The following is a 20,313-nucleotide window of genomic DNA, read 5'->3' as shown; positions in this document are numbered from 1 at the left end:
TCAAACTATCAAGATCGTGCCGCTGCGTCCATTAGATTTCGACCATTTAGCTCAAGGCTGTCACTATTTCGACGTGATGCGTGTTCGGGAAAATATCGATTGCGTCCATGCTCTCAACTTTTCTACCACTTGCCACCAATTGTGCCACGTCTCTTGCCATCGCCGCGGGATCACACGACACCAAGACGATTTTACGCGCGGAGAGCCGGCCGAGGTTTTCTGCGAGTCCACGGCCAAGTCCGGCGCGTGGCGGATCGGCAATGACGACGTCGGCGCCCTCAATTTCGCGTACAATCCCATGGTCGATCTTTGCCACATTGGCGTGCGCCCACGGGGTGTGCCGAAGATTGTAGCGGGCGTCGGCCACCGCGCTTTGCGACCCTTCAAAGGCATCTACTCTTCCGTTCTTTCCCACTTTTTGCGCGAGGGGCAAAGTGAACAGGCCCGCCCCGGAGAATAGCTCTGCCACATATTCCCCCGATAGTACTTGCGCACCGGCCAGCACGGATGTCAAAAGAGTACTCGGGGCCCGAAAGTGGACTTGCCAAAATCCTTTCGCATTCATGCGATAGTCATAGATGTCATCTTCTGTGCTTGCGCGTTCCCAAATGTGCTCAGTTGCCTTGAGCCCGGGCGCGGACCACACGACATCGCCAGCGACGACGACGTTGTCGCCCGACGCTGGTGCAACAGCCTTGAGCCGGGTACCCGGTTTAATGTACGAATCCCACGCCGAAGCCCACAGTTTGAGCTCTGCTAGATCTGGCAGAGCGAGCGGCATTTCTTCTATTGCCACGAGCTCATGGGATTTCTCCCGAAACATGCCAACCCCGGACTCTAGTTTCGTCACCTCGTATCGCGTGCGGGTCCCCCAGCCTTTGCCGCTGTCGATTGCGCGCACCTCCACGCCCAAGTGCTCGATAGTTCGGAAAAGTTCCTCACCACCAATGCGCCGCACCGTATTTCGAATTACTTGGGTTTTCAGCGCTAGCTGGCCCTGGGTAGTGACGTGCCCAAAGTCCGCTGCGCCGGTGTAGCCGGCAGCACCCACGGGCCACGGGTGGTCAACTCGAAACTCGCTAGGTTCGATCACGCCAGTGACGAGGGCGGTAGAATATTTCGACTTTCGAGAAGTAAACACGGCCTCCACAATTTCACCCGGCAACGCCCCGCGTACGAAAATAACTTGACCTTCATAACGGGCAACACCAACGCCACCATGCCCGATATCCTCAATCGTCAACTTCATGAGTCCTCCTCTCCCAGGCGGTATGGCACCTCGGCAATAATTACATTGGGTTCGCGACGCAGGTCGGATACCACTCTTGGCGTTGAATGCCGAAGAGTGAACTGCTGTGCCCAGGTAACTGAGATGACACGCGGAATGAATATGGCGATCAAATCATTCGGACTATTTTCACGCCGTGCCCGGACGTACTCGATTAACGGTCCGCGTAATGCGCCCCTCGGTTCACCCAGAATCGTCAATTCAACCGGCACAAGGGAATCCGCCCATGCCTGCCGGATTTTCTTTGTCTGTACAGGATCAATATCGATCACGACGCCGGTCAGTGATGACAGCCTCATCGCGCGGGCCCACGTAACAGCCTGGATCGTTGCTTCGTCTACTCGCTCAATGAGAACCAATCCGTGGACGCGCGTCGGTAGGTGGCGCCCAGCGGGAGTTGCTTCCAGCCGCAACTGTTCGGTGATTTTGCTCTGACCGCGCGAATGTGCAACAAGGAACGCTGCGGGGACGCACAGAGCAACAAGTCCGGCTGAAGCCCAGGCGGGTTGGGTCAGCACGACAGCGATAACAACCGTCAGCGCAAATACTGCGTAACCGAGGAAAAGCCACGCGTTTAAACGTGCTGTGCGCCGTTCGGCAGAATTTACCGAATCATTCAGGATCGATCTTGATCGAAGGATCATGGCCGTGGAGGTAACAACAAGCGCTGTATAAACCGTCATCACAAAAACTGCGGAAATCGAGCGTGCAGAATCAAGAATAATCGTTACCACCGCGGCCATCGTAGCGATCAGTGCAATAATCAAGCGCCTTGGCCCGATGGCATCAGCAGCAGCGAGCCTACGCGGCAGTAGGCCATCCAGTGAAAGTTCACGCAACAGTTGTGGCAGCTGACTGTACGATGCGTAAACCACGCCCAACCCAAGCACAACATAGAAAATGGCGAGGACCGCTTGGCCCGCGTGGCCGAAGAACGCGAATGCGATAGAAAGGGATGGGATGGCCACTCGCCTGGTTGGCATGTGCAATAGCACAACAAAATACAAACTCACGCCAATAATGAAGAACATTGCCAGGCCCACGTACAATAATGCGCGCGGGTGAACACGCCGTTGATCGTTTGGTGCCATGACCCGTTCTGAGATCAAAGAAATCACCGCGCCCACGAGCGCGCCCCCAATAGCTGCCTCAAAGTAGGCCTGTGTGACGTCGGGAGCCAGTTCTGTTGCAAGCGCATCCTCGCGGGCAAGTCGAATATTTTCAAAGTCGATTGCACCAATCGCTTCTTGCGCCAATCCGAAGGTAAGAATCACCACGAGTGCAAGACTGGCAATAATCGACACTCCCGTTATCCAACTTTGGCGCCATTTTCCAAGGCCGGTGAGCACAGGTATCGCCATCACGATAATGAAAATCGGATCCAACCACGCGTTCCACGCAATATCCACAACAGCGTTAACCGATCCAACTGCAAGCTCAACCCCCAAAATAACAAGGAGGGCATACCCAAGAATTCGAGCAGCAGCCACAAACAATCCAGCCCAATGCGCAATATGGCGCTGTGCAAGCTGGTGGGATAGCCGGCGTGGGACACATTGAAAAAGCCGATGTGAAACCAAAATGGCTGCCACGAACGTAGCAAGCGCGACGCCCAAGGCGATAAAACCACCGGTGGAACGCTGCGAATAGGACATGGCCCGCAAGACGATCTGCGGGCTAATCACGATTGCTAGTGACACCGTTGAGAACGCGGAGGCCCGCGAGCGAACCTCCTGCACAGTTGTGGGCCTTAAGTTAAGCACAGTGAAAGGTTACGCTTTATTTAGAATTCCGGTAACCTCTATCCCGTGCACTTCGTCATTATGGGTTGCGGACGCGTCGGCGCAGAGCTCGCGATGAGAATCGAAGATCGTGGGCATTCGGTTTCCGTTATCGATCAAAACTCTCGCGCATTCGCTCGTTTGCCGCAGGAGTTTTCCGGCCAACAGGTAACTGGTATCGGCTTCGATCGCGGCATACTCGAACACGCAGGAATAGCGGAAGCCGCGGGTTTTGCAGCCGTCTCTTCAGGCGACAATTCAAACATTATCGCTGCTCGCGTTGTTCGTGAAACGTTCGGCCTTAACAACGTCGTGGCTCGGATCTACGATTCCACGCGTGCCAAAGTTTATTCGAAACTCGGAATTGGCGTCGTCGCTCCCGTGACCTGGACTTCGAATCGGGTACTTCATCAGTTGATCGCGTTCGGGCCGCACGTAGAACACATCGATAACGCGACCCAAACAGCTCTGTTTTACGTAGATCTTGACAGCTCTTGGTTCGGACAAACCGTTGCGGATATCGAACGCCACACCGGCGCACGAGTTGCGTATCTAACGCGCGAGCTCGAGCTCGTGCTACCGCAGCAAAACACCGTTATCCAAGACGACGATGAACTTCGTTTACTTTCGCACGCCTCAAAGATCCACGCGATCCAGCGGATACTCAACCATCGGCTAGGAGATGATGAGTGGTGAAGATCCTTATCGTAGGAGCAGGTTCAGTGGGCCGCCTGGTCGCCAACGACATGACCCAAGCCGGACACGAGGTAACGATTGTTGAGATCAAGCCCGAATCGTTGAGAGCAGCCACGGTACCGGGCGCCAGCTGGATGCTCGGCGATGCCAGCGATCTTTCAACGCTTGAATCTGCCGGTGCAGGCCTAACAGATGCCCTCGTCGTGACAACGGGTGACGATAAGGCGAACCTCGTGATATCGCTTCTTGCAAAAACCGAGTTCGGCGTACCCCGAATTATTGCGCGAGTTTCAAACGAATCTAACGCCTGGCTCTTTGACGAGGCCTGGGGCGTCGATGTGGCGGTATCAACCCCTCGGATGATGGCTGACATCGTAGAAGAAGCACTCTCTCCGGGCCGGCTCATGCGCCGCATGCGATTCCAGTCCGGCGCCAGCCTGTATCAAGGCACTGTGACTGCCCGTTCCCTGATGACCGAACGGCCGGTGGGGCAGGTGAGCCTACCTGCGGATATCGTGATTGCAAGTGTTATTCGTGATGGTGTACCGCTTTCCCCCTCCCCCGACATGTCCGTCGAGGGCGGTGATCAGCTGCTTTTCGTCGTCGGCCCACATGCCGAGGTTGACGAAATATCTCAGCTATTTCGCTAAAGCTTGCGATGGTTCCTTTTGCTCGATATCCGGCAGCCCGCGAACCATCATCCACGTAAACCATGCGACTAGGGCAAATAGAGGCACCCCCATAAAAAGTCGGGCGATTCCAAGTGCTTCTGTCGCATCCGCAAAGTAGAGCGGCGCTTGAACAAGCAAACGCACGGCAAACATCCCCACCCATAACCATGTGATCTGAGTGTATCGACGCCGAGTAATAATTTTTGCGGGATCGCTTCGATCCGAGTGCCAAGAGGTGGCGTCCCCGCGCAAAAATCCAATCATCACCCCCATGATTGGCCAGCGCAGCGCTAAGGAAATCAGCAGGCCGAGCAAATACGCCGCGTTCGTCACAAGGCCCCACACGAAGAAGTTCGAGGCCTCTCCGCTCCGCCAGGCGATAACTGCTGAAAGGGCAATTGCGAGCAGCCCACCCAGAGCTGGAAGAACCGATATGCGTTGGACAGCACGGACGAGAATGAAAACGGCTGTGGTCCCAACTGAGACGACCAATGCGAGATTCAATTCCGCCGTCACGGTGTAAAGAATGAGGAAAACGATCGTCGGCAAAACCGATTCGACAATCCCACGGATCCCCCCAACTGCCTCGACGATATCGAAATCGTCTTCGATCACTGCTCGCAGGCCCGCCGAGGTTAGTTCCTCGCCCGCATGTTCTTTATTCATCGGCTTCCTTGATCACAAAGCTGGGGTTAAACATCGTCGGAACTCCTCGAAAACTCGTCAGAGCGCCCGTCACGTGCAATTTTGAACCTATATCAATGCATTCAAGTGTAGAGCGAGAAAGGAAATGAACCGTGATTGTCTCCTGATCGACCTCGAGCCGAAGCCGAACTTGCGGGCGCAGTGCACCCGGATAGGTGATAGCCCGAACGGTACCTGTTAGCGCAGTTCGCCTACTCATCGCCCTGATTTTTGATCTGCTGCGGGATCTCAAGTGGTAAGAGCTCTCTAGGTGGATGAGGTGTCTGGCCGCGATGAACGACGACGTCTTTAATGATGTCGTACATTTCCTTTGCTGCCTCGTCGTCCGATCCGGCTCTACCATAAATCGTGGCTCGTAAAAGCCAACGTGGCCCATCGATGCCAATGAAGCGATAGGGGGCAACATTCTTCGAATTCGCCACGGGCATGTTGGCACGTAACTCGGTTCCGAACTCTCCCTGTGCCTCTTGGGAGGAGCCGCCCTGCTTGGCAATTGAGGTTTGCATATCTCGGCGGACCTCATCCCAAATGTCTCGGGATCGTGGTGAGGAAAATACTTGAAGCTGTAGAGCCGAATTGTTCTTCGAAAAAACGATGCCCAAAACTTGGCGTCGCTTCCGATCTAAGGAAAACTGTAAAGAGGCACCGGGCACCAACGGGATCCAGAGCGAACCGGCATCGAGACGTTGCCCTAGATCTTCAACGTCGCCGGAATCCCACGGGCCTTCTAACCGAGCTTTCTCCTCTTCAGGTGTAGGCTGTTCGGCTGCGGGTTCGGCGTCTTTTTTCTTTCGGAAAAACCATGCCATGGTAAACCCCTAGGACGCGCAGTCCGCGCACACGGGCATTCCGCCCTCCTCATAGGCAAGCTGCGAACGGTGGTGGACGAGAAAACACTGTGAGCACGTGAACTCATCATCCTGCGCGGGGACAACCGCTACGGAAAGCTCGACATTTGATAGGTCGGCCCCCGGAAGTTCGAAGCCTTCAGCCGCTTCAACCTCGTCTTCATCGACCGAACTCGATTGATGGTCATTACTGCGAGCTTTCAGTTGGGTGAGTGAATCTTCCTTCAGCTCTTCGTCTTGCTTGCGCGGCGCATCATAATCTGTTGCCATTTATATTCCTCATCCGGTGAATGTTCAAGGTCTTTTTACCAAAGCTAGAAGGATTTGACAACATAAGATACCAATTGTGGATTTAGTGAGATAATCGCATTGAAATCCAACACACCAAGCGCTAATACCCAAATGGCTGTGCGGAAGTGGCAATCTTGGGGAAGAACCGTAGGAGGAAATACATGATTGAGCTCGATCTGCTGGGGCTTTCGGACGGGCAAAAGCTCAGTCTGAATGATTCCGAAGGCAATCGCTACGTTTTGCCGATCACTGACGAGCTCCGCGCAGCCTTGCGTACCGATGTACAGCGCGACGACGACTCCGAGCCACGTCCGATCACTCCACGAGAAATTCAGGCACATTTCCGTTCTGGACTAACCGTAGCCGAAGTTTCCGAAATTTCGTCTTTACCACCAAGCCAGCTCACGGGTTTGGCCTCCCCAATCTTCGCCGAACGCGAATACACCTCTCAGCTCGCGCGTGCCTATCGACTCGGGCACGACGTCGGGGGTATGACTCTCGAGGAGCTGGTGATCTCGCGGCTTATTTCTCGCGATATTGATCCATCTAGCGTGACGTGGGATGCCTACCGCGATCAGGGCGAACCGTGGATGCTCGTCGCACGCTATTCGAGCGGGGGCCGGGAGTACACTGCGCTGTGGAAGGTCAACACCAAAGCGCAAACCGTGCAGGCCCATAACGATGAGGCAACCTGGTTGACGGAGAATCAGATTCCCGCTCCCACCAGTCCGTGGCGGAAACCAAACACGCCCGCTATTTCAGCCAGCTCCGAGCAGACGCCTTCTGAGAAGATCTCTGCAATCGATGCTGAGCCCGCATCGTCTGGAACACCCGTGGATATTGACACGATGCTTGCTTCCTTAAATTCCAAGCGCGGGGCCTCACAACCAATGCCTACCGAAGCTGATTTCGACGGCGCACACCCAGCTCATTCGGAGCCCGAAGCGGCCGTCGATGCCACGGTTTTGAAGCTGCCTGATCGCGAAGCGGCGAAACCGGTCGAAGACAACGCATCCGAAGAATCTGAAGGTAGCGACGTGCTACCCGGCCAGCAGGAATTGCCGGGTGTCACTGCAGCGGCTGAAGAGAAGTCGCGCGAAGCTGGGAACAGTGGCACAGCAAAGAAGAAACGGCGCCGGGAACGCCCCGCTATGCCTTCGTGGGATGAAATCGTTTTCGGCTATTCAAAGGATAGCTAGAGCACATCGACGAATAGCGGGATGTGCATCTCCTCTTGCGTTAAGGATCCATGCACGCCGATCAGACCGATCGCGCCAGGACTTTGAAATTTCGAATCCACAATGGCAAGCGTTCCTTTCGCGAATGCGAAAACGTCACCGATCACATTGCTGGCAAAGTCCGTGACCGGGCCAAACAGCCCCTCGGCAACCGCTTGTGATTTAGTTAGAATCCACGCGTCATCTTCGAAAAACTCTTGCCACCTGTTTGCAACATCTTCTGGACGGGAAGTATATACCTGTACCGCTCGTGATTCGCCGGCTACCACGTCAACATCACGCGTCAGCTCATCAAAACTCCGGATATCAATACGTTCCGAAACGTCAATCATCCCGTGATCCGCCGTGAGCACCACGAGTGTGTCTGAAGGTAGTGAGCGAACGAGCCTCCCAAATTCCTCGTCGAAGTGTTCTAGTTCTACGATCCATTGTTCTGAGGTCCACCCGTATCTGTGGCCGGTGGCATCGATCCTGTCCCAGTACAGATAGACGAGATCGGCCTCGGCGCGCAATTCGCGCACTGTGGCGTCGACCCGTTCGGTGAGATTTTCGGCGACGACGGTGCGCCCGCCACGTAAGCCGGTTTGCGTCAACCCCGAACTGACGTATTTCGCGGGCTGAACCTTGACTAGCTCCCCGCCTACCGTCTCAAATAGCGTGGATTGTGTTTGCCATGTTTCAGGGTTTACCCGCGGGGAGTTCCACGAGATCAAGCTGAAAACATCCCGGGTGCCCGGAACTTTTAAGGAATAACCGGCCACCGCGGTCTGACCGGGCATGAGGCCGGTACCCAAGGATGTGATTCCGGCCGCCGTCGTAGATGGAACAACCGTCGTAATAAAATTCTGGTTTCCAAAGGTACGAATGTTGGGCGCATGCCCAAAGCGTTGGCTGAGCTGATGGTAGCCGAGCCCATCAGCAAGAACGACGCACGCGCGTTTGGCAGCCGGAAAATCGAAAGTTGCTTCGCGCTTTGCTGTTTCAGCTTGAGAAGCTATACCCGTCAAGGAACCTTTACCAATTGCGGCTAGCGCACTCGTCATCACGCTCGAGAGGTTCTTGACCTTGGGGCGTATCGCGCCGTCCAGATTCACAAATCCCCCAATATAGTGGAAAGCGTTTCGATAAAGCTTACCCCTTCACGGAAATAGGCAGAATCCGTGTGCCGATCGAGGAAGATCTGCAAGTCCTCGTTCGTCGCAATGCCAAGATAACCATGGTCATTAGTGCAGGTTGGATCCTCGCACGCTCCGGGTTGAAAATCTTGATTGAAGGATGTGCCCCACCGTAAGCGCAGCAAAATTGAATTGAGTTCACCCACCCGTTCACCTTGGAATTCGCGGCGGCGCACCACATGGTGTTCTTTAATATCTTCCAACCGGACGGATTGGGCTGTCGTGACATATTCGCCTCGCGTGTCCATCTCATAATTCGTATCAGAAAAGATCAGCAACAACCTCCGCTCGGTGACCGCGAAGCAGACGATCCGGTCATAAACCGAGTCGGCATCGAAAACGGTTTCTGGCCGCACATAAAACGCACGAATCGTTTCCTTGCCGATCGTCTGAGCAATATCTGTCAAAACCGGTGATTCCGCCAAAACTAGCGATGCTAGTGCAGTATTTAGCTCCACTCGAACGTCAATCATTTGCCCATTGTCTCAAAGGCGGAGTGATAGTACGAAAGCAGGCGGCTAAAATCACCGCAACACGGGCCTGCGCCTACGCAAAATCGATATCGAGCGCGTCGATAATGGTCGAATGGCCCAAACCGATGAGCACATTGTAGATATCGACGTCTCTAAGGAGATGCGCAGTTCCTTCCTCGAATATTCCTATTCGGTGATCTACGCACGGGCCCTGCCCGATGCCCGCGACGGGCTCAAGCCCGTTCAGCGTCGCATCCTCTTTCAAATGGACCGAATGGGCTTGCGCCCGGATAAAGGACACGTGAAATCCTCGCGCGTCGTTGGCGATGTCATGGGCAGACTTCACCCGCACGGTGACACCGCAATTTACGATGCGATGGTTCGCCTCGCACAGCCCTTCACGATGCGCATGCCTCTGGTTGACGGCCACGGTAATTTTGGCTCTCTCGACGATGGGCCAGCCGCACCACGCTATACGGAAGTTCGGATGGCACCGGGCGCGCTTGCAATGACGTCCTCACTAGATGAGGACGTGGTTGACATGGTGGCCAATTACGACAACACCTACATGCAGCCCGAAGTGTTACCCGCAGCGATTCCGAATCTACTCGTCAATGGTTCTTCGGGAATCGCCGTTGGAATGGCAACGAACATGGCTCCGCACAACCTTGTTGAAGTGGTGGCAGGGGCCCGGTTCCTCCTCGATACTCCCGATGCCAGCCTCGATGAACTTATGCGCTACATTCCAGGGCCGGACCTGCCCGAGGGTGGAAAAATCATTGGGCTCGATGGTGTACGCCAGGCATATGAAACGGGCCGTGGTATTTTCCGCACGCGGGCAACCGCTCATATCGAAAATATCTCGCCGCGCCGCAAGGGCATTATTTTCACTGAGCTTCCCTATCTTGTTGGCCCTGAAAAAGTGATCGATAAGATCAAAGAGGGCGTCCAGTCAAAGAAACTTCAAGGTATTGCTGCCGTCCAAAACCTTACTGATCGTAACCATGGCACACGACTCGTGATCGAAGTAAAAAATTCCTTTAACCCGGATGCTGTGCTTGCCGATCTATACAAGTACACTCCGTTAGAAGAGTCCTTTGGGATCAACAATGTGGCACTCGTTGACGGCCAACCACGCACACTCGGCCTGAAAGATCTGTTGCGCGTGTTCCTCGACCACCGGATCGACGTTACTCGCCGCCGCACTCAGTTCCGCCTTGATCGAGCAAAGGAGCGGTTGCACCTTGTTGAGGGTCTGCTCATCGCCATCCTCGATATCGACGAAGTAATCGCCGTTATTCGCTCCTCGGACGACTCAGCGATCGCGAAAGATCGCCTGATGAAAGTTTTTGATCTCAGCGAGTTGCAGGCTGAATACATCCTCGAACTGAGATTGCGTAGGCTAACGAAATTTAGTCAGATTGAACTGGAATCCGAAAAGAATGAGCTGGTTGAAACAATCGCCGACCTGACGGAGATTCTCGGTTCGCAGACGCGGCTTTTCGCGCTCATTTCGGAAGAGCTCGCTCAGGTATCACGCCAATTCGGTACGCCACGGCGGACGGTGTTGCTTGAGGCGGACTCCCGTAGCACGCCGTCACCTCGCGGTTCCCTGAAAATCGAAGACGACCCGGCCTGGGTAGTTTTATCTGGAGACGGGCTTATTGCAAGAATCGTTACAGAAGCAGAACCTTCACGAAGCGGCCCGCGCGCCGCGCATGACGCGATCGTGTCCAAAGTCTTCACCTCCAATCTTTCGCAGATCGGGGTAGTCACCTCCGACGGATCCGTTCAGCGCCTTGACGTCGTCGACATTCCAGCGATTCCGGCCACCGAGGGAGCGCCAAGCCTGACTGGCGGTGCTCCCGTCGCTGAAATTTTACTCATGCCCAAGGATGCGCGTGTCGTTGCTCTGATTTCACTTGCGGAAGACGCACCCGTACTCGGCGTTGCAACGGCACAAGGAAAAATCAAGCGGGTCAAACCTGATATTCCCGAACGCGGCGCAATCGAGATCATTAAACTTTCCAACGACGATGAGGTTATTGGCGCTCGACCGGCACTGGATACCGACCAGATTGTGCTCATCACCTCAAACGCCCAACTGTTGCGCTTCGCCGCGAAAGACGTTCGGCCACAGGGCCGAGCCGGCCAAGGAGTAGCGGGCATTCGACTTCCAGAGGGCGAAAAGGTTGTTGCATTCGGCGTCGTTCCTGATAACGACCTTGCGGCTCACGGCGTTGTCACAGTCGCTGGGGCGGCTAACTCGCTACCGGGCACCACGGCGGGTTCGGCGAAGGTCACTCCCCTCGATCGCTTTCCTGCCAAAGGCCGGGCTACCGGCGGTGTACGTGCTCACCGCTTTCTCCGTGGCGAAGACACGCTTCAGCTCGCCTGGGTTGGCGAATTACCACCGCGGGCAATGGGCCAAGGCGGAAAGTCCGTTGAGTTACCCGAGGTTGACGAACGGCGCGACGCCTCCGGCCAGCCACTTGCCGCCGTCGTTATTGCAATCGGCTAAACACGGGTCGCAACGATGTACGTTTCTGCGACCCGTTCGAAATCGAAGTGTTCGAAAACTGCTACGAGCTCGGCGTTTTCGCCGTCTTCGTCGATAACCACATCTAAGCCGATATAGTTCAGACCATCAGCCCTGAAGCGGTCCATCGCCGCGACCATCAGGGATGAGGCCACATTTTTGCCCCGCCACTGCGGCAGGACCACGATTTCTTCGACGTACCCTTCCTCGTATACAGCAGCATCCAACCCGCTAATTTGAGAAGAAAAGCGAGAGGCAAGAAGGTATCCGGCAAGTTTCGGGCGATCGCCAAACAGGTCCAGAGCCACAAAGCACCAATCTTCTTCCATACCTGAGATGCGATCTTTCCAGGCCTGAGCATCCAATTTTGACCACGATTGTGAGCCTGCCAAAATCTTGTTGTGGGCCTTTCGCGTATCCTTCATCCAATCATCGGAAAATTTGATGATCTGAATGTATTGCGAAGTATCAACACCGGCCATGGGAAGATCTAAACTCCGGCGCATCTGAACAAACTGTGACACGGTTGTGAAATTAAATTCGTTAGCAAGACCAATCAGGTCCGCCTGCGAGCTTTCAACATACATGTGCACATCAGCGCTCAAAAGTCCGAGTTCGTCTGCAACTTCACGGGACGTCAGTAACTGCCGCTGGAGCAGATCCTTGCCAACTCCCCTATCACGCCACTGGGGCGCTACCCCACCAGAAACGGTGATCGGTGCCGCCCCGGCGTTACCTTTCGGAGTACGTGCGAGACCAAAGGCGACCAGATAGTCACCCACCCAGGCTCCCTGTGCACGCCAGACGTGTGAGTCGTGAAAATATGACTCAACCTCAAGCCCCGAAGTACGGATCGATGCCGAATCCGCCTCTTCAATGCGCAAGATCAAATCATGGATCGCTTGCGCATCGGTTGCATGCAGTTTCTGCCACTGCCACGTTTGATCGTTCATCAAATATCAATCGTATAGAGAATCTGCGAATCCGCCTCAAAGAAACCATATTTCTTGAGGAAGTTAGTCTCTAGCGCCCCTTCGGAAACGATCGGCACGCTCAACCTAGTAAATCCCCGATCTAGCGCACGATCAATGTGCGACAAAATGAGATCTGTACCGTTACCTTGATTGCGAAACCCGCGATCGATTCCGTAAAACGTCACGTAGAGGCTATCACCTTCAGCTACCGAAGCTGATAGCAGGTATCCAACAATATTCGTACCATCGGTAAGGATCGACGATGTCTTCAGGTTCGATCCCGCGAGCCTCGATCGCCATTGTTCAGTGCTGAGCGGTTGGCGGCGTTCCATCACCATCGATACCCGATTGTGGAGCCGGCGAACCTCTTCGCTGTGACTATCTTCAAAGACTTCCAAGAACATTCCACGGGCAGCCAATCTTTGCGTTGCGTGCATCGCTAGCTCGCGGTGACTTTCAGCAAGCTCCAAGTCCATGAAAGTCCACCGCCACTGCGGTGAAAATCCGCCGGCTGCAAGAAGCCGACGTCGGCCCAAATTATCGCTGCGTACGCGCGAACGAATCGAGGCTGGCAGGTCATGATCAGCCTGCAAGATTAGCTGGCGTGCTCGGCCATCCTGCCATTCAAGTAGCGCTCGCCCGATACCTCGCCCACGCCATTGCGGCCGTGTTAGTCCGAGCACGTCGGCATGAACCTCAGTGAGCGGATTGCTGTTGAGATTCACTAGCCCAATCGCTTGAAGGGTACCGGCCGGATCCCAGCCGCCGAGTGCATCAGTAGATTCACCCGCGGTGCCGTCTAAAAGGGCGCCGATCGAACGGAGTATCCGAAATTCGTCAATCGCGCGAGCATCAGATGATTCATCGAGAAGATCACGGACCTCATCCAGATCAGCCTGGCGGAGATTACGCCAAGACAGCCCCAGGTGCGGGCTTGGAAGCCGAAGCTGGGCGGGAGCAGATAGCCGCTGTGCAAGCGTGCGTCCCGTGAATCTTCCCTCGTGCATAAGTGACAGTCTACCTAATCTAGGACCAAGGTCGGTTTAGGCATCAATTTGTTCACGTGAAATATCGCCGGCGCCATCGATGATAAAGCTCTTTCTCGGTGCGACCTCCGAGCCCATCAATAGCTCGAAAGTTTCCTCCGCGAAACGGAGCGCTTGTTCGTCTTCGAGGCAGATCCGCCGAAGCGTTCGCCGGCTTGGATCCATCGTGGTTTCGGCAAGTTGATCGGCATCCATTTCGCCCAGTCCCTTGTAGCGTTGGATCGGCTCCTTGAACGTGCGGCCCTGCCGCTCAAGCCGGTGGAGAATTTGGCGCAGCTCGCCGTCAGAATACGAGTACAAATATTCGCCTTTCTTTCTTCCTTTCGCGGCAACCTCGACCCTGTGGAGCGGTGGAACAGCCGCGTACACACGGCCGGCTTCAACGAGCGGGCGCATGTACCTGAAGAAGAGCGTCAGCAATAGGGTGCGAATGTGAGCTCCGTCCACGTCCGCATCCGTCATGAAGATCACCTTCCCATAGCGGGCCGCGTCAGGATCGAAAGTGCGCCCAGATCCTGCTCCGACGACTTGGATTATTGAGGAAACCTCTTGATTTTTCAAAATATCTGACGGTGAAGCCTTTTGCACATTCAAAATCTTCCCGCGAATCGGAAGCAGGGCTTGAAACTCTGAATCTCGAGCAAGTTTCGCCGTTCCAAGCGCCGAATCGCCCTCGACGATAAAGAGTTCAGTTTTTTCGATATCTTCCGACCTGCAATCGGCTAGCTTAGCGGGCAAACTTGATGTTTCGAGCGCATTTTTCCGCCGCGATATCTCCTTTTGCGTTCGCGCTGCCACCCGGGCGCGCATCTCGGCGACAATTTTTTCCAGGACACGCAAATTTTCGGTGCGCGCATCGCGTTTGGATGACGAGAGTTCCTTCGTGAGCCCCTCGTCAACAATCTTGGACACAATGGTGCGCACGGGCGCTGTTCCGAGCACCTCTTTGGTCTGGCCCTCAAATTGCGGTTCGGGAACGCGAACGGCAATGACGGCTGTCAACCCGGCTAAAATATCTTCTTTATCGATACGTGGATCACGGGCAGTTACCTTAAGTTGACGTGAGCGAGAGTCAATTTGAGCGCGCACGGCCTTGACGAGTCCCGCCTCAAAACCCGCTAGGTGGGTGCCACCTTTCGGTGTGGCAATGATGTTGACGAATGACTCTTCGCACGTGTCATAACCGTTACCCCAACGCAGGGCGACGTCAACCTCGCAGATTCGTTCAACTTCGCGAGGTGTGAGGTGCCCAGACTTTTTATCCAGCTCCTGAACCGTTTCGGTAAACGTTCCCGAGCCGGTGATATGCATCGTGCGCGTCACTGGCGGGTCCGAAGCCAGGTGGTCCACAAAGTCGACCACACCGCCGTCGTACTTAAAAACTTCGACAGTGGAACCTTCCTGTTCAGGTGTACCCTCGGCGGTTGAAAGTCCCCGTTCGTCACGAATGGATATCTCTAACCCGGGAACTAAAAAAGCCTTTTCCCTCGCGCGTTCGATGAGGTGGTCAAAGTTAAACTCGGTATCGATCGGGAATATTTCCGGATCGGCCCAGTAACGGACAGTAGTTCCGGTATTCTTCTTTGCGACCTTGCCGGTTACCCTCAGCTCAGATTGCGTGGTGAAGGGCGTAAACGGGTTATCTGGTTTGGGGCTTTTTCCGTCTTTAAAGGTACCCGGTTCACCACGATGGAACGACATTTCCCAAATTTTCCCATCGCGACGCACGGCTACATCTAGACGTTGAGAAAGCGCATTGACAACCGAGGCGCCAACGCCGTGAAGTCCGCCGGCTGATCCGTACATGGCGCTGTCAAATTTTCCTCCTGCGTGGAGCTTGGTATAAACCACTTCCACGCCGGAGGCGCCGGTGCCTGGCACCTCGTCTACGGGAATGCCCCGGCCGTCATCGCTCACTTCGACCGAGCCATCAGAAAACAGGGTGATCTCGATTTTGCTCGCATGACCTTCGGTGGCCTCGTCGACTGAATTATCGATGATCTCCCACAAACAGTGCATCAACCCCCGAGAATCGGTTGAACCGATATACATTCCAGGGCGTTTGCGCACCGCTTCGAGACCCTCGAGAACCGAAAGGTGGCGGGCGGTGTATTCTTGTCGTTTATTAGCTGGCACAGCATGATCTTAGTCTGTAAATCGCGCCAGATTGGTGAGGCTCGGGCGCGCTCGCACCGAGTGCTTCAGCGCGCGAAACTACCGCAAAGACAAAAGACTAGGCGATACGATCCGTTTCATCGACGATGGAGATTGCCACCTTCTCTAAAGCGGGCATGTGCTTTCGCGCATGGTGAGCACAGAACAAGAGTTCGCCCGATGACAATTCAACCCGGACGTACGCCTGTGCGTTGCAGGCGTCGCAGCGATCGGCGGCTGTCAGTGACGGAGTTTCAATTAATGCATTCACACTACGATCAAAGCATGAAAGCTCGGTATTATTCCGTTCATCTCATCAAGGTTCGCCCCGGGCAAAACTCCCGATGTGAGAAGATGTCCACGTGAACTTAAGCGAGTATGCCGTCATCGATATTGAAACTACGGGCTTGGACCGCAGCACCGACCGCGTCATTGAGATTGCCGTCATACGTCTGGATTTCGAGCTTCGGGAATTAGCGCGTTGGCACACGCTTGTCGATCCCGGCCGGCCTTCCGGAGCAGTTGAGATTCATGGAATAACGGATGACTTGCTGCGATCAGCTCCCCGATTTAGTGAGATAGCCGCGGAATTAACTGAACAGCTTCGTGGCCGGCGAATCGTTGCCCACAATGCAAAATTTGATCGCGAATTCCTCAATGGAGAGCTGGCTCGCGCCGGATTTTTAGAGCGTATCGATAAAGAATCGTGCGTGTGCACGATGGACCAGTCGCGCATTTACCTCGAGCCAGGCTCGCATTCCTTACGTGGGCTGGCTAGTCGGCTAGGCATCAAAACTGAGCGTGCACACCGCAGCATCAGCGACGCCGAGACCTGCGTTCGGCTCTTACGCATTTTCGCTGAGCAAGAGGCTCGCGGTGAACGTTACGTCGATCGAGCTGTCAATCGCGACGACGCCGTGGTGCTACCCGCGCAGTGGAAGCGTGCCCTCTCGCGGGGCACGATCGCCAAGAAAGCTGCAGACGGATCGGTTTACTCCAGGTAGTCGCGCAAGACCTGCGAGCGCGACGGGTGGCGTAATTTTGACATCGTTTTTGATTCGATCTGCCGAATTCGTTCGCGCGTGACGCCATAAACCTTGCCGATCTCATCTAGAGTCTTCGGCTGGCCATCCGTCAGCCCGAAACGCATGGACACAACGCCCGCTTCACGTTCTGACAGCGTGTCGAGAACTTGGTGAAGTTGCTCTTGAAGCAGGGTAAATCCAACGGCATCGGCCGGTACGACCGCCTCCGAATCCTCGATCAGATCACCAAATTCGGAATCACCATCTTCACCAAGAGGCGTATGCAAGGAGATTGGTTCTCGGCCATACTTTTGGACCTCAATGACTTTTTCTTCCGTCATATCGAGTTCGCGTGCCAGTTCCTCGGTGGTTGGTTCACGGCCAAGATCTTGGAGCATTTGGCGCTGGACACGGGCCAGTTTATTGATCACTTCAACCATGTGAACAGGGATTCGGATCGTTCGTGCCTGGTCGGCCATTGCGCGAGTGATGGCCTGGCGAATCCACCACGTTGCGTAGGTGGAAAACTTAAATCCCTTGGCATAGTCAAACTTTTCCACGGCTCGAACTAGGCCAAGATTGCCTTCTTGAATAAGGTCAAGGAACAGCATTCCACGGCCGGTGTAACGCTTGGCAAGTGAAACTACGAGGCGCAGGTTCGCTTCAAGAAGGTGGTTCTTAGCATTGCGCCCATCGCGTGAAATTATTTCTAGCTCACGGCGGTGCTTCGGTTCGTCAATCTCGGTCGTGTCCAGAAGGTGTTGGGCGTACAGGCCTGCTTCGATACGCTGGGCCAGTTCGACCTCTTCTGCTGCATTGAGTAAGGGCACTTTGCCGATTTGCTTGAGGTAGTCCTTGACCGGATCCGCAGTTGCACCAGCCACGTGTACGCGCTGGGCTGGTTCGTCTGTGTCATCAGAATCTTTGACGACGAAGGCTCCCTTTGAATCCTTATTGGAAGCAGTGACTATGACGGATTTTTCTTCGTCCTCATCTTCTTCCTCGTCCTCTTCCGCTTCGTCAGCACTTGCTTCTGAGTCTTCGTCTAGCTCTTCTTCGTCGTCGAGGTCATCCTCGTCTAAGTCATCGTCGAGGTCTTCATCCAGTTCGAGGTCTTCATCATCAAGATCGTCTGGTTCATCGGGGGTCTCAAGATCGTCATCCTCGTCGTTTTCCACGATCTCCGGCGCCGAAACATCCGCATTATCGGATACTTCCTCAGAGCTCGCGGCACTATTCGAACTTTGAAGCTCGAGAACTAACGAGACCAAGTCCTGTTTGCGCAAGCCGGAAATCTTGTCAGCACCAAGATTCTTCGCCCGATCACGAAGCTCAGCAACCTTGAACTTGTTCAATTCAGCCGCGGTCAGTTCGCCGTTCTCAGCCTCCGGCTTCGCCTGTGCCTTTTGCTCCTTCGCTTTTGCCGGTTTTTCCTGTGCTTTCTTTGGCTTAGCCAAAGCCTGGCTAACTTGCGCTTGAAGCGCTTGTTCAATTTCCTCTACGAGCGTGGCTTTCACTGCGCGCGAGTTGAGCTGTAGTCCAAGAGTTTTCGCGAGCTCACGTAGCTCAGGAACTTTCATCCGAGGTAGTTCGTTGGCATCAACCTTTACCTGTGAAGCGGATGAGGATGAGGTAGAGGTTTTCTTTTTTGATGCGGCCACGTGCAACCTTTCGAAACGCCAGTGAGTACAACTTGTTAATATAGCGGATTTTCATCGAAAACCCGCATTGATCCACTAGGGCAAACGGTTTTGTGAGATTTTTATTCCCGGCAGCTTTGTGCCGTGCCCTCACGAACAACGAGAACGGAGCAGGGACTTTCGACGAGCAGCCGCTGAATTTGAGAGCCAAGTAGTAGCTTTCCGTTGGTGGGCCGTTGCGCTAGCGATACGACGACGATCGACGCCTCAACGTGCGTGGCAACTTCGGCAAGAGATGCACCAAGATCTTGGCTAGCAAGTCGTACTTCCGTTGAGTATGCAATGTCCTCTCGGTCCAGACGGTCACTGAGCGCATCAATTTCAGCATCAACGCTTTCTTGATCGAATTCGGAGACGGGGCGGTTCAAGAGCGCCACCAAGGGCATGGATTCGCGCCGAGCGATCTGTATCGCAACCCTCAACGCCTCGTCTTTCGCATCGTCAAGCACTGGCACAACAACTGTCATATGGTCCCCTAACGTAGGAAGGCACGATAAGAGGATACTCACAAACTCGGAATTGACTCCCGAATTAACCGTAGGCCGAAATCACGACGCGCTGACCTGCTCAATCACCTTCCCGCCCCACAGGATCATCGATCGGTGAGGGCAATCTCACGCTCAGTGCGTGATGCACCAGTTGGGCAAGTGAGTAGTTCGGATCTGACAGGCTGGCAACTGCCGCGTTTTTCCCGGCGCCCTCGATGTCATTGGCCCACCAGCGCAGGTAAGCTGCGACGGCGAAGGCGGCCGGATCGCAATCATCGGAATATCGGGCAATGTACTCGACTAGATGAGTCACACTTGTCAGGTTGTGGTCCGTATCCGCCGTCGCATTCCCGAGGAGAGCACTGATTTGGTGTTTTTTGACCTTGAGCACATCGGTCACATTGGAATTGACTGCGGCGAGAATCACTCGATCCCGGTGCAGAATGCTATCCAAGCCGGCGTTAAGCAAACCGATAATTTCTGGCGTCGGCGCAGCCTGTTCGCAGGGCTTACCCTCTTGTATAAGCCGCAAAGCCTCACGCCAAACATTGCCACATTTGCGCCGTTGGCTCGTCCTTATTCGTTCTTTGCGAGCAGCTAAAACCGCAGCTTCACGATCACTCCATTCGGCCCGCGGATCAATGTATTCGGGCTCGTCTTCAAGTGGCGCTGATCCATGAAATACGAGTTCGGTAACGCCAGGCGATTCGTTGAGCTCGTCGAAGGGCCGAACGATCTTTTTCGAAACAAGATCAGCAAATGGTATCCACGTGGCCTCTCGGATGTCGAGGCAACCAACCCAATGCGTGTAATCGGTCAGTGAAACGGTGACGTAGCCATCGTCATCAGGTGGCACATTGTCATCCAGATACCGTTGTGCAGCTAGGCCTGCCGTATCGAGAATGTCGATTGATTCTTGATCGCCGATCATGGTTTCCAAATCTGAGCCGTACCATGCAAGTGCGAGATCACGAACATCAAAGGTGTCAATAAAGTCGAGGACGACGTCGATAAACCCGGGCGGAATCTGCCCTTCGAGTTCCAGACGGACGATCGGGCCGCTCTGGTGGGCGAATCCTCTGCGCAAACTCATGATGACTACCGAATCCATCGGCCGAAAACCGATGAGATGTGGGATCACGGCAAGTGTTTCATGCGGTGTGGTTAAACGTATCTTTTCCATGGCTCAATTCAACGTCAAACACGTAATGAGCGTTTTTC

Annotated in this window: 20 protein-coding genes; 5 read left to right on the top strand and 15 right to left on the bottom strand. The window is 54.6% G+C overall.

From position 1 onward, the window contains the following. Positions 1-46: 46 nt before the first annotated feature. Both J2S70_RS08590 and J2S70_RS08585 read right to left on the bottom strand, forming a co-directional pair. Positions 47-1,249: a class I SAM-dependent RNA methyltransferase gene (locus tag J2S70_RS08590; protein ID WP_307683305.1), complete on the bottom strand. Its 1,203-nt coding sequence runs from the start codon at positions 1,247-1,249 to the stop codon at positions 47-49. Further along, positions 1,246-3,051: an APC family permease gene (locus J2S70_RS08585; RefSeq protein ID WP_307683304.1), complete on the bottom strand. Its 1,806-nt coding sequence runs from the start codon at positions 3,049-3,051 to the stop codon at positions 1,246-1,248. Before J2S70_RS08585 ends, J2S70_RS08590 begins: the two co-directional genes overlap by 4 nt. A 45-nt stretch (positions 3,052-3,096) precedes the next feature. Here J2S70_RS08585 and J2S70_RS08580 point away from each other — a divergent pair, with 45 nt between their 5' ends. Together J2S70_RS08580 and J2S70_RS08575 are read left to right on the top strand one after the other, a co-directional pair. After that, positions 3,097-3,765 carry a potassium channel family protein gene (locus J2S70_RS08580; protein WP_307683303.1) on the top strand — a complete coding sequence of 223 codons (669 nt, stop codon included), beginning with the start codon at positions 3,097-3,099 and terminating at the stop codon, positions 3,763-3,765. Further along, a complete protein-coding gene (locus J2S70_RS08575; protein WP_307683302.1) occupies positions 3,759-4,415 on the top strand; it encodes a potassium channel family protein in 657 nt (218 codons plus the stop codon). The genes J2S70_RS08580 and J2S70_RS08575 overlap by 7 nt, the downstream gene beginning before the upstream one ends. Here J2S70_RS08575 and J2S70_RS08570 read toward each other — a convergent pair. From J2S70_RS08570 to J2S70_RS08555, 4 genes are read right to left on the bottom strand one after another with little or no spacing between them, the layout of a single operon-like run. Beyond that, positions 4,404-5,102: a DUF3159 domain-containing protein gene (locus J2S70_RS08570; RefSeq protein ID WP_307683301.1), complete on the bottom strand. Its 699-nt coding sequence runs from the start codon at positions 5,100-5,102 to the stop codon at positions 4,404-4,406. The two genes, J2S70_RS08575 and J2S70_RS08570, sit on opposite strands and share 12 nt — an antisense overlap. Beyond that, positions 5,095-5,340, bottom strand: coding sequence for a hypothetical protein (locus tag J2S70_RS08565; protein WP_307683300.1), 246 nt, complete (start codon positions 5,338-5,340; stop codon positions 5,095-5,097). Before J2S70_RS08565 ends, J2S70_RS08570 begins: the two co-directional genes overlap by 8 nt. After that, positions 5,333-5,950 carry a DUF3710 domain-containing protein gene (locus tag J2S70_RS08560; RefSeq protein WP_307683299.1) on the bottom strand — a complete coding sequence of 206 codons (618 nt, stop codon included), beginning with the start codon at positions 5,948-5,950 and terminating at the stop codon, positions 5,333-5,335. Before J2S70_RS08560 ends, J2S70_RS08565 begins: the two co-directional genes overlap by 8 nt. Positions 5,951-5,959: 9 nt before the next feature. After that, positions 5,960-6,259: a DUF4193 domain-containing protein gene (locus tag J2S70_RS08555; protein WP_307683298.1), complete on the bottom strand. Its 300-nt coding sequence runs from the start codon at positions 6,257-6,259 to the stop codon at positions 5,960-5,962. Positions 6,260-6,441: 182 nt separating this feature from the next. On the opposite strand from J2S70_RS08555, the gene sepH reads away from it, so the two are divergent. After that, positions 6,442-7,479, top strand: a complete 1,038-nt coding sequence (gene sepH / locus J2S70_RS08550; protein ID WP_307683297.1) for a septation protein SepH — start codon at positions 6,442-6,444, stop codon at positions 7,477-7,479. On the opposite strand, the gene J2S70_RS08545 is transcribed toward sepH, so the two are convergent. Both J2S70_RS08545 and J2S70_RS08540 read right to left on the bottom strand, forming a co-directional pair. Beyond that, entirely contained in the window at positions 7,476-8,612 is a 1,137-nt protein-coding gene (locus tag J2S70_RS08545) for an alkaline phosphatase family protein (RefSeq protein WP_307683296.1), read from the bottom strand. The genes sepH and J2S70_RS08545 overlap by 4 nt on opposite strands. Continuing rightward, entirely contained in the window at positions 8,609-9,166 is a 558-nt protein-coding gene (locus J2S70_RS08540) for a DUF5998 family protein (protein ID WP_307683295.1), read from the bottom strand. The genes J2S70_RS08545 and J2S70_RS08540 overlap by 4 nt, the downstream gene beginning before the upstream one ends. A gap of 112 nt (positions 9,167-9,278) precedes the next feature. On the opposite strand from J2S70_RS08540, the gene J2S70_RS08535 reads away from it, so the two are divergent. Further along, on the top strand, positions 9,279-11,687 hold the full coding sequence (locus J2S70_RS08535; protein WP_307683294.1) for a DNA gyrase/topoisomerase IV subunit A: 2,409 nt from the start codon (positions 9,279-9,281) through the stop codon (positions 11,685-11,687). Here the strand turns inward: J2S70_RS08535 and J2S70_RS08530 are convergent. From J2S70_RS08530 to J2S70_RS08515, 4 genes are all read right to left on the bottom strand, one after another. After that, complete coding sequence (locus J2S70_RS08530) at positions 11,684-12,658, bottom strand: GNAT family N-acetyltransferase (protein WP_307683401.1); 975 nt, start codon at positions 12,656-12,658, stop codon at positions 11,684-11,686. The genes J2S70_RS08535 and J2S70_RS08530 overlap by 4 nt on opposite strands. Then, complete coding sequence (locus J2S70_RS08525) at positions 12,658-13,686, bottom strand: GNAT family N-acetyltransferase (RefSeq protein WP_307683293.1); 1,029 nt, start codon at positions 13,684-13,686, stop codon at positions 12,658-12,660. Before J2S70_RS08525 ends, J2S70_RS08530 begins: the two co-directional genes overlap by 1 nt. 36 nt (positions 13,687-13,722) lie before the next feature. Continuing rightward, positions 13,723-15,861: a DNA gyrase/topoisomerase IV subunit B gene (locus J2S70_RS08520; RefSeq protein ID WP_307683292.1), complete on the bottom strand. Its 2,139-nt coding sequence runs from the start codon at positions 15,859-15,861 to the stop codon at positions 13,723-13,725. 97 nt (positions 15,862-15,958) lie between these two features. Further along, on the bottom strand, positions 15,959-16,150 hold the full coding sequence (locus J2S70_RS08515) for a DUF7455 domain-containing protein (protein ID WP_307683291.1): 192 nt from the start codon (positions 16,148-16,150) through the stop codon (positions 15,959-15,961). 91 nt (positions 16,151-16,241) lie between these two features. Between J2S70_RS08515 and J2S70_RS08510 the strand changes: the two genes are divergently transcribed. Next, complete coding sequence (locus J2S70_RS08510; RefSeq protein ID WP_307683290.1) at positions 16,242-16,883, top strand: 3'-5' exonuclease; 642 nt, start codon at positions 16,242-16,244, stop codon at positions 16,881-16,883. On the opposite strand, the gene J2S70_RS08505 is transcribed toward J2S70_RS08510, so the two are convergent. From J2S70_RS08505 to J2S70_RS08495, 3 genes are all read right to left on the bottom strand, one after another. Then, entirely contained in the window at positions 16,871-18,484 is a 1,614-nt protein-coding gene (locus J2S70_RS08505; protein WP_307683400.1) for an RNA polymerase sigma factor, read from the bottom strand. The two genes, J2S70_RS08510 and J2S70_RS08505, sit on opposite strands and share 13 nt — an antisense overlap. Positions 18,485-18,666: 182 nt before the next feature. Beyond that, positions 18,667-19,071 carry a universal stress protein gene (locus J2S70_RS08500; protein ID WP_307683289.1) on the bottom strand — a complete coding sequence of 135 codons (405 nt, stop codon included), beginning with the start codon at positions 19,069-19,071 and terminating at the stop codon, positions 18,667-18,669. A 100-nt stretch (positions 19,072-19,171) separates the two neighbouring features. Further along, entirely contained in the window at positions 19,172-20,275 is a 1,104-nt protein-coding gene (locus J2S70_RS08495) for a DUF4192 family protein (RefSeq protein ID WP_307683288.1), read from the bottom strand. Positions 20,276-20,313 lie beyond the last annotated feature (38 nt).

The sequence above is a fragment of the Trueperella bonasi genome (assembly GCF_030811535.1).
In the GTDB taxonomy this organism is placed as follows: Bacteria; Actinomycetota; Actinomycetes; order Actinomycetales; family Actinomycetaceae; genus Trueperella; species Trueperella bonasi.
The sequence above is the reverse complement of the archived record's forward strand: the minus strand, read 5'-3'. Positions and strand labels throughout refer to the sequence as shown.

Coding starts and splice junctions, on each gene's coding strand:
- J2S70_RS08590 (WP_307683305.1), bottom strand. CDS start 1,249: ATGAAGTTGACGATTGAGGATATCGGGCATGGTGGCGTTGGTGTTGCC.
- J2S70_RS08570 (WP_307683301.1), bottom strand. CDS start 5,102: ATGAATAAAGAACATGCGGGCGAGGAACTAACCTCGGCGGGCCTGCGA.
- J2S70_RS08565 (WP_307683300.1), bottom strand. CDS start 5,340: ATGAGTAGGCGAACTGCGCTAACAGGTACCGTTCGGGCTATCACCTAT.
- J2S70_RS08560 (WP_307683299.1), bottom strand. CDS start 5,950: ATGGCATGGTTTTTCCGAAAGAAAAAAGACGCCGAACCCGCAGCCGAA.
- J2S70_RS08555 (WP_307683298.1), bottom strand. CDS start 6,259: ATGGCAACAGATTATGATGCGCCGCGCAAGCAAGACGAAGAGCTGAAG.
- sepH (WP_307683297.1), top strand. CDS start 6,442: ATGATTGAGCTCGATCTGCTGGGGCTTTCGGACGGGCAAAAGCTCAGT.
- J2S70_RS08540 (WP_307683295.1), bottom strand. CDS start 9,166: ATGATTGACGTTCGAGTGGAGCTAAATACTGCACTAGCATCGCTAGTT.
- J2S70_RS08535 (WP_307683294.1), top strand. CDS start 9,279: ATGGCCCAAACCGATGAGCACATTGTAGATATCGACGTCTCTAAGGAG.
- J2S70_RS08530 (WP_307683401.1), bottom strand. CDS start 12,658: ATGAACGATCAAACGTGGCAGTGGCAGAAACTGCATGCAACCGATGCG.
- J2S70_RS08525 (WP_307683293.1), bottom strand. CDS start 13,686: ATGCACGAGGGAAGATTCACGGGACGCACGCTTGCACAGCGGCTATCT.
- J2S70_RS08505 (WP_307683400.1), bottom strand. CDS start 18,484: ATGAAAGTTCCTGAGCTACGTGAGCTCGCGAAAACTCTTGGACTACAG.
- J2S70_RS08500 (WP_307683289.1), bottom strand. CDS start 19,071: ATGACAGTTGTTGTGCCAGTGCTTGACGATGCGAAAGACGAGGCGTTG.
- J2S70_RS08495 (WP_307683288.1), bottom strand. CDS start 20,275: ATGGAAAAGATACGTTTAACCACACCGCATGAAACACTTGCCGTGATC.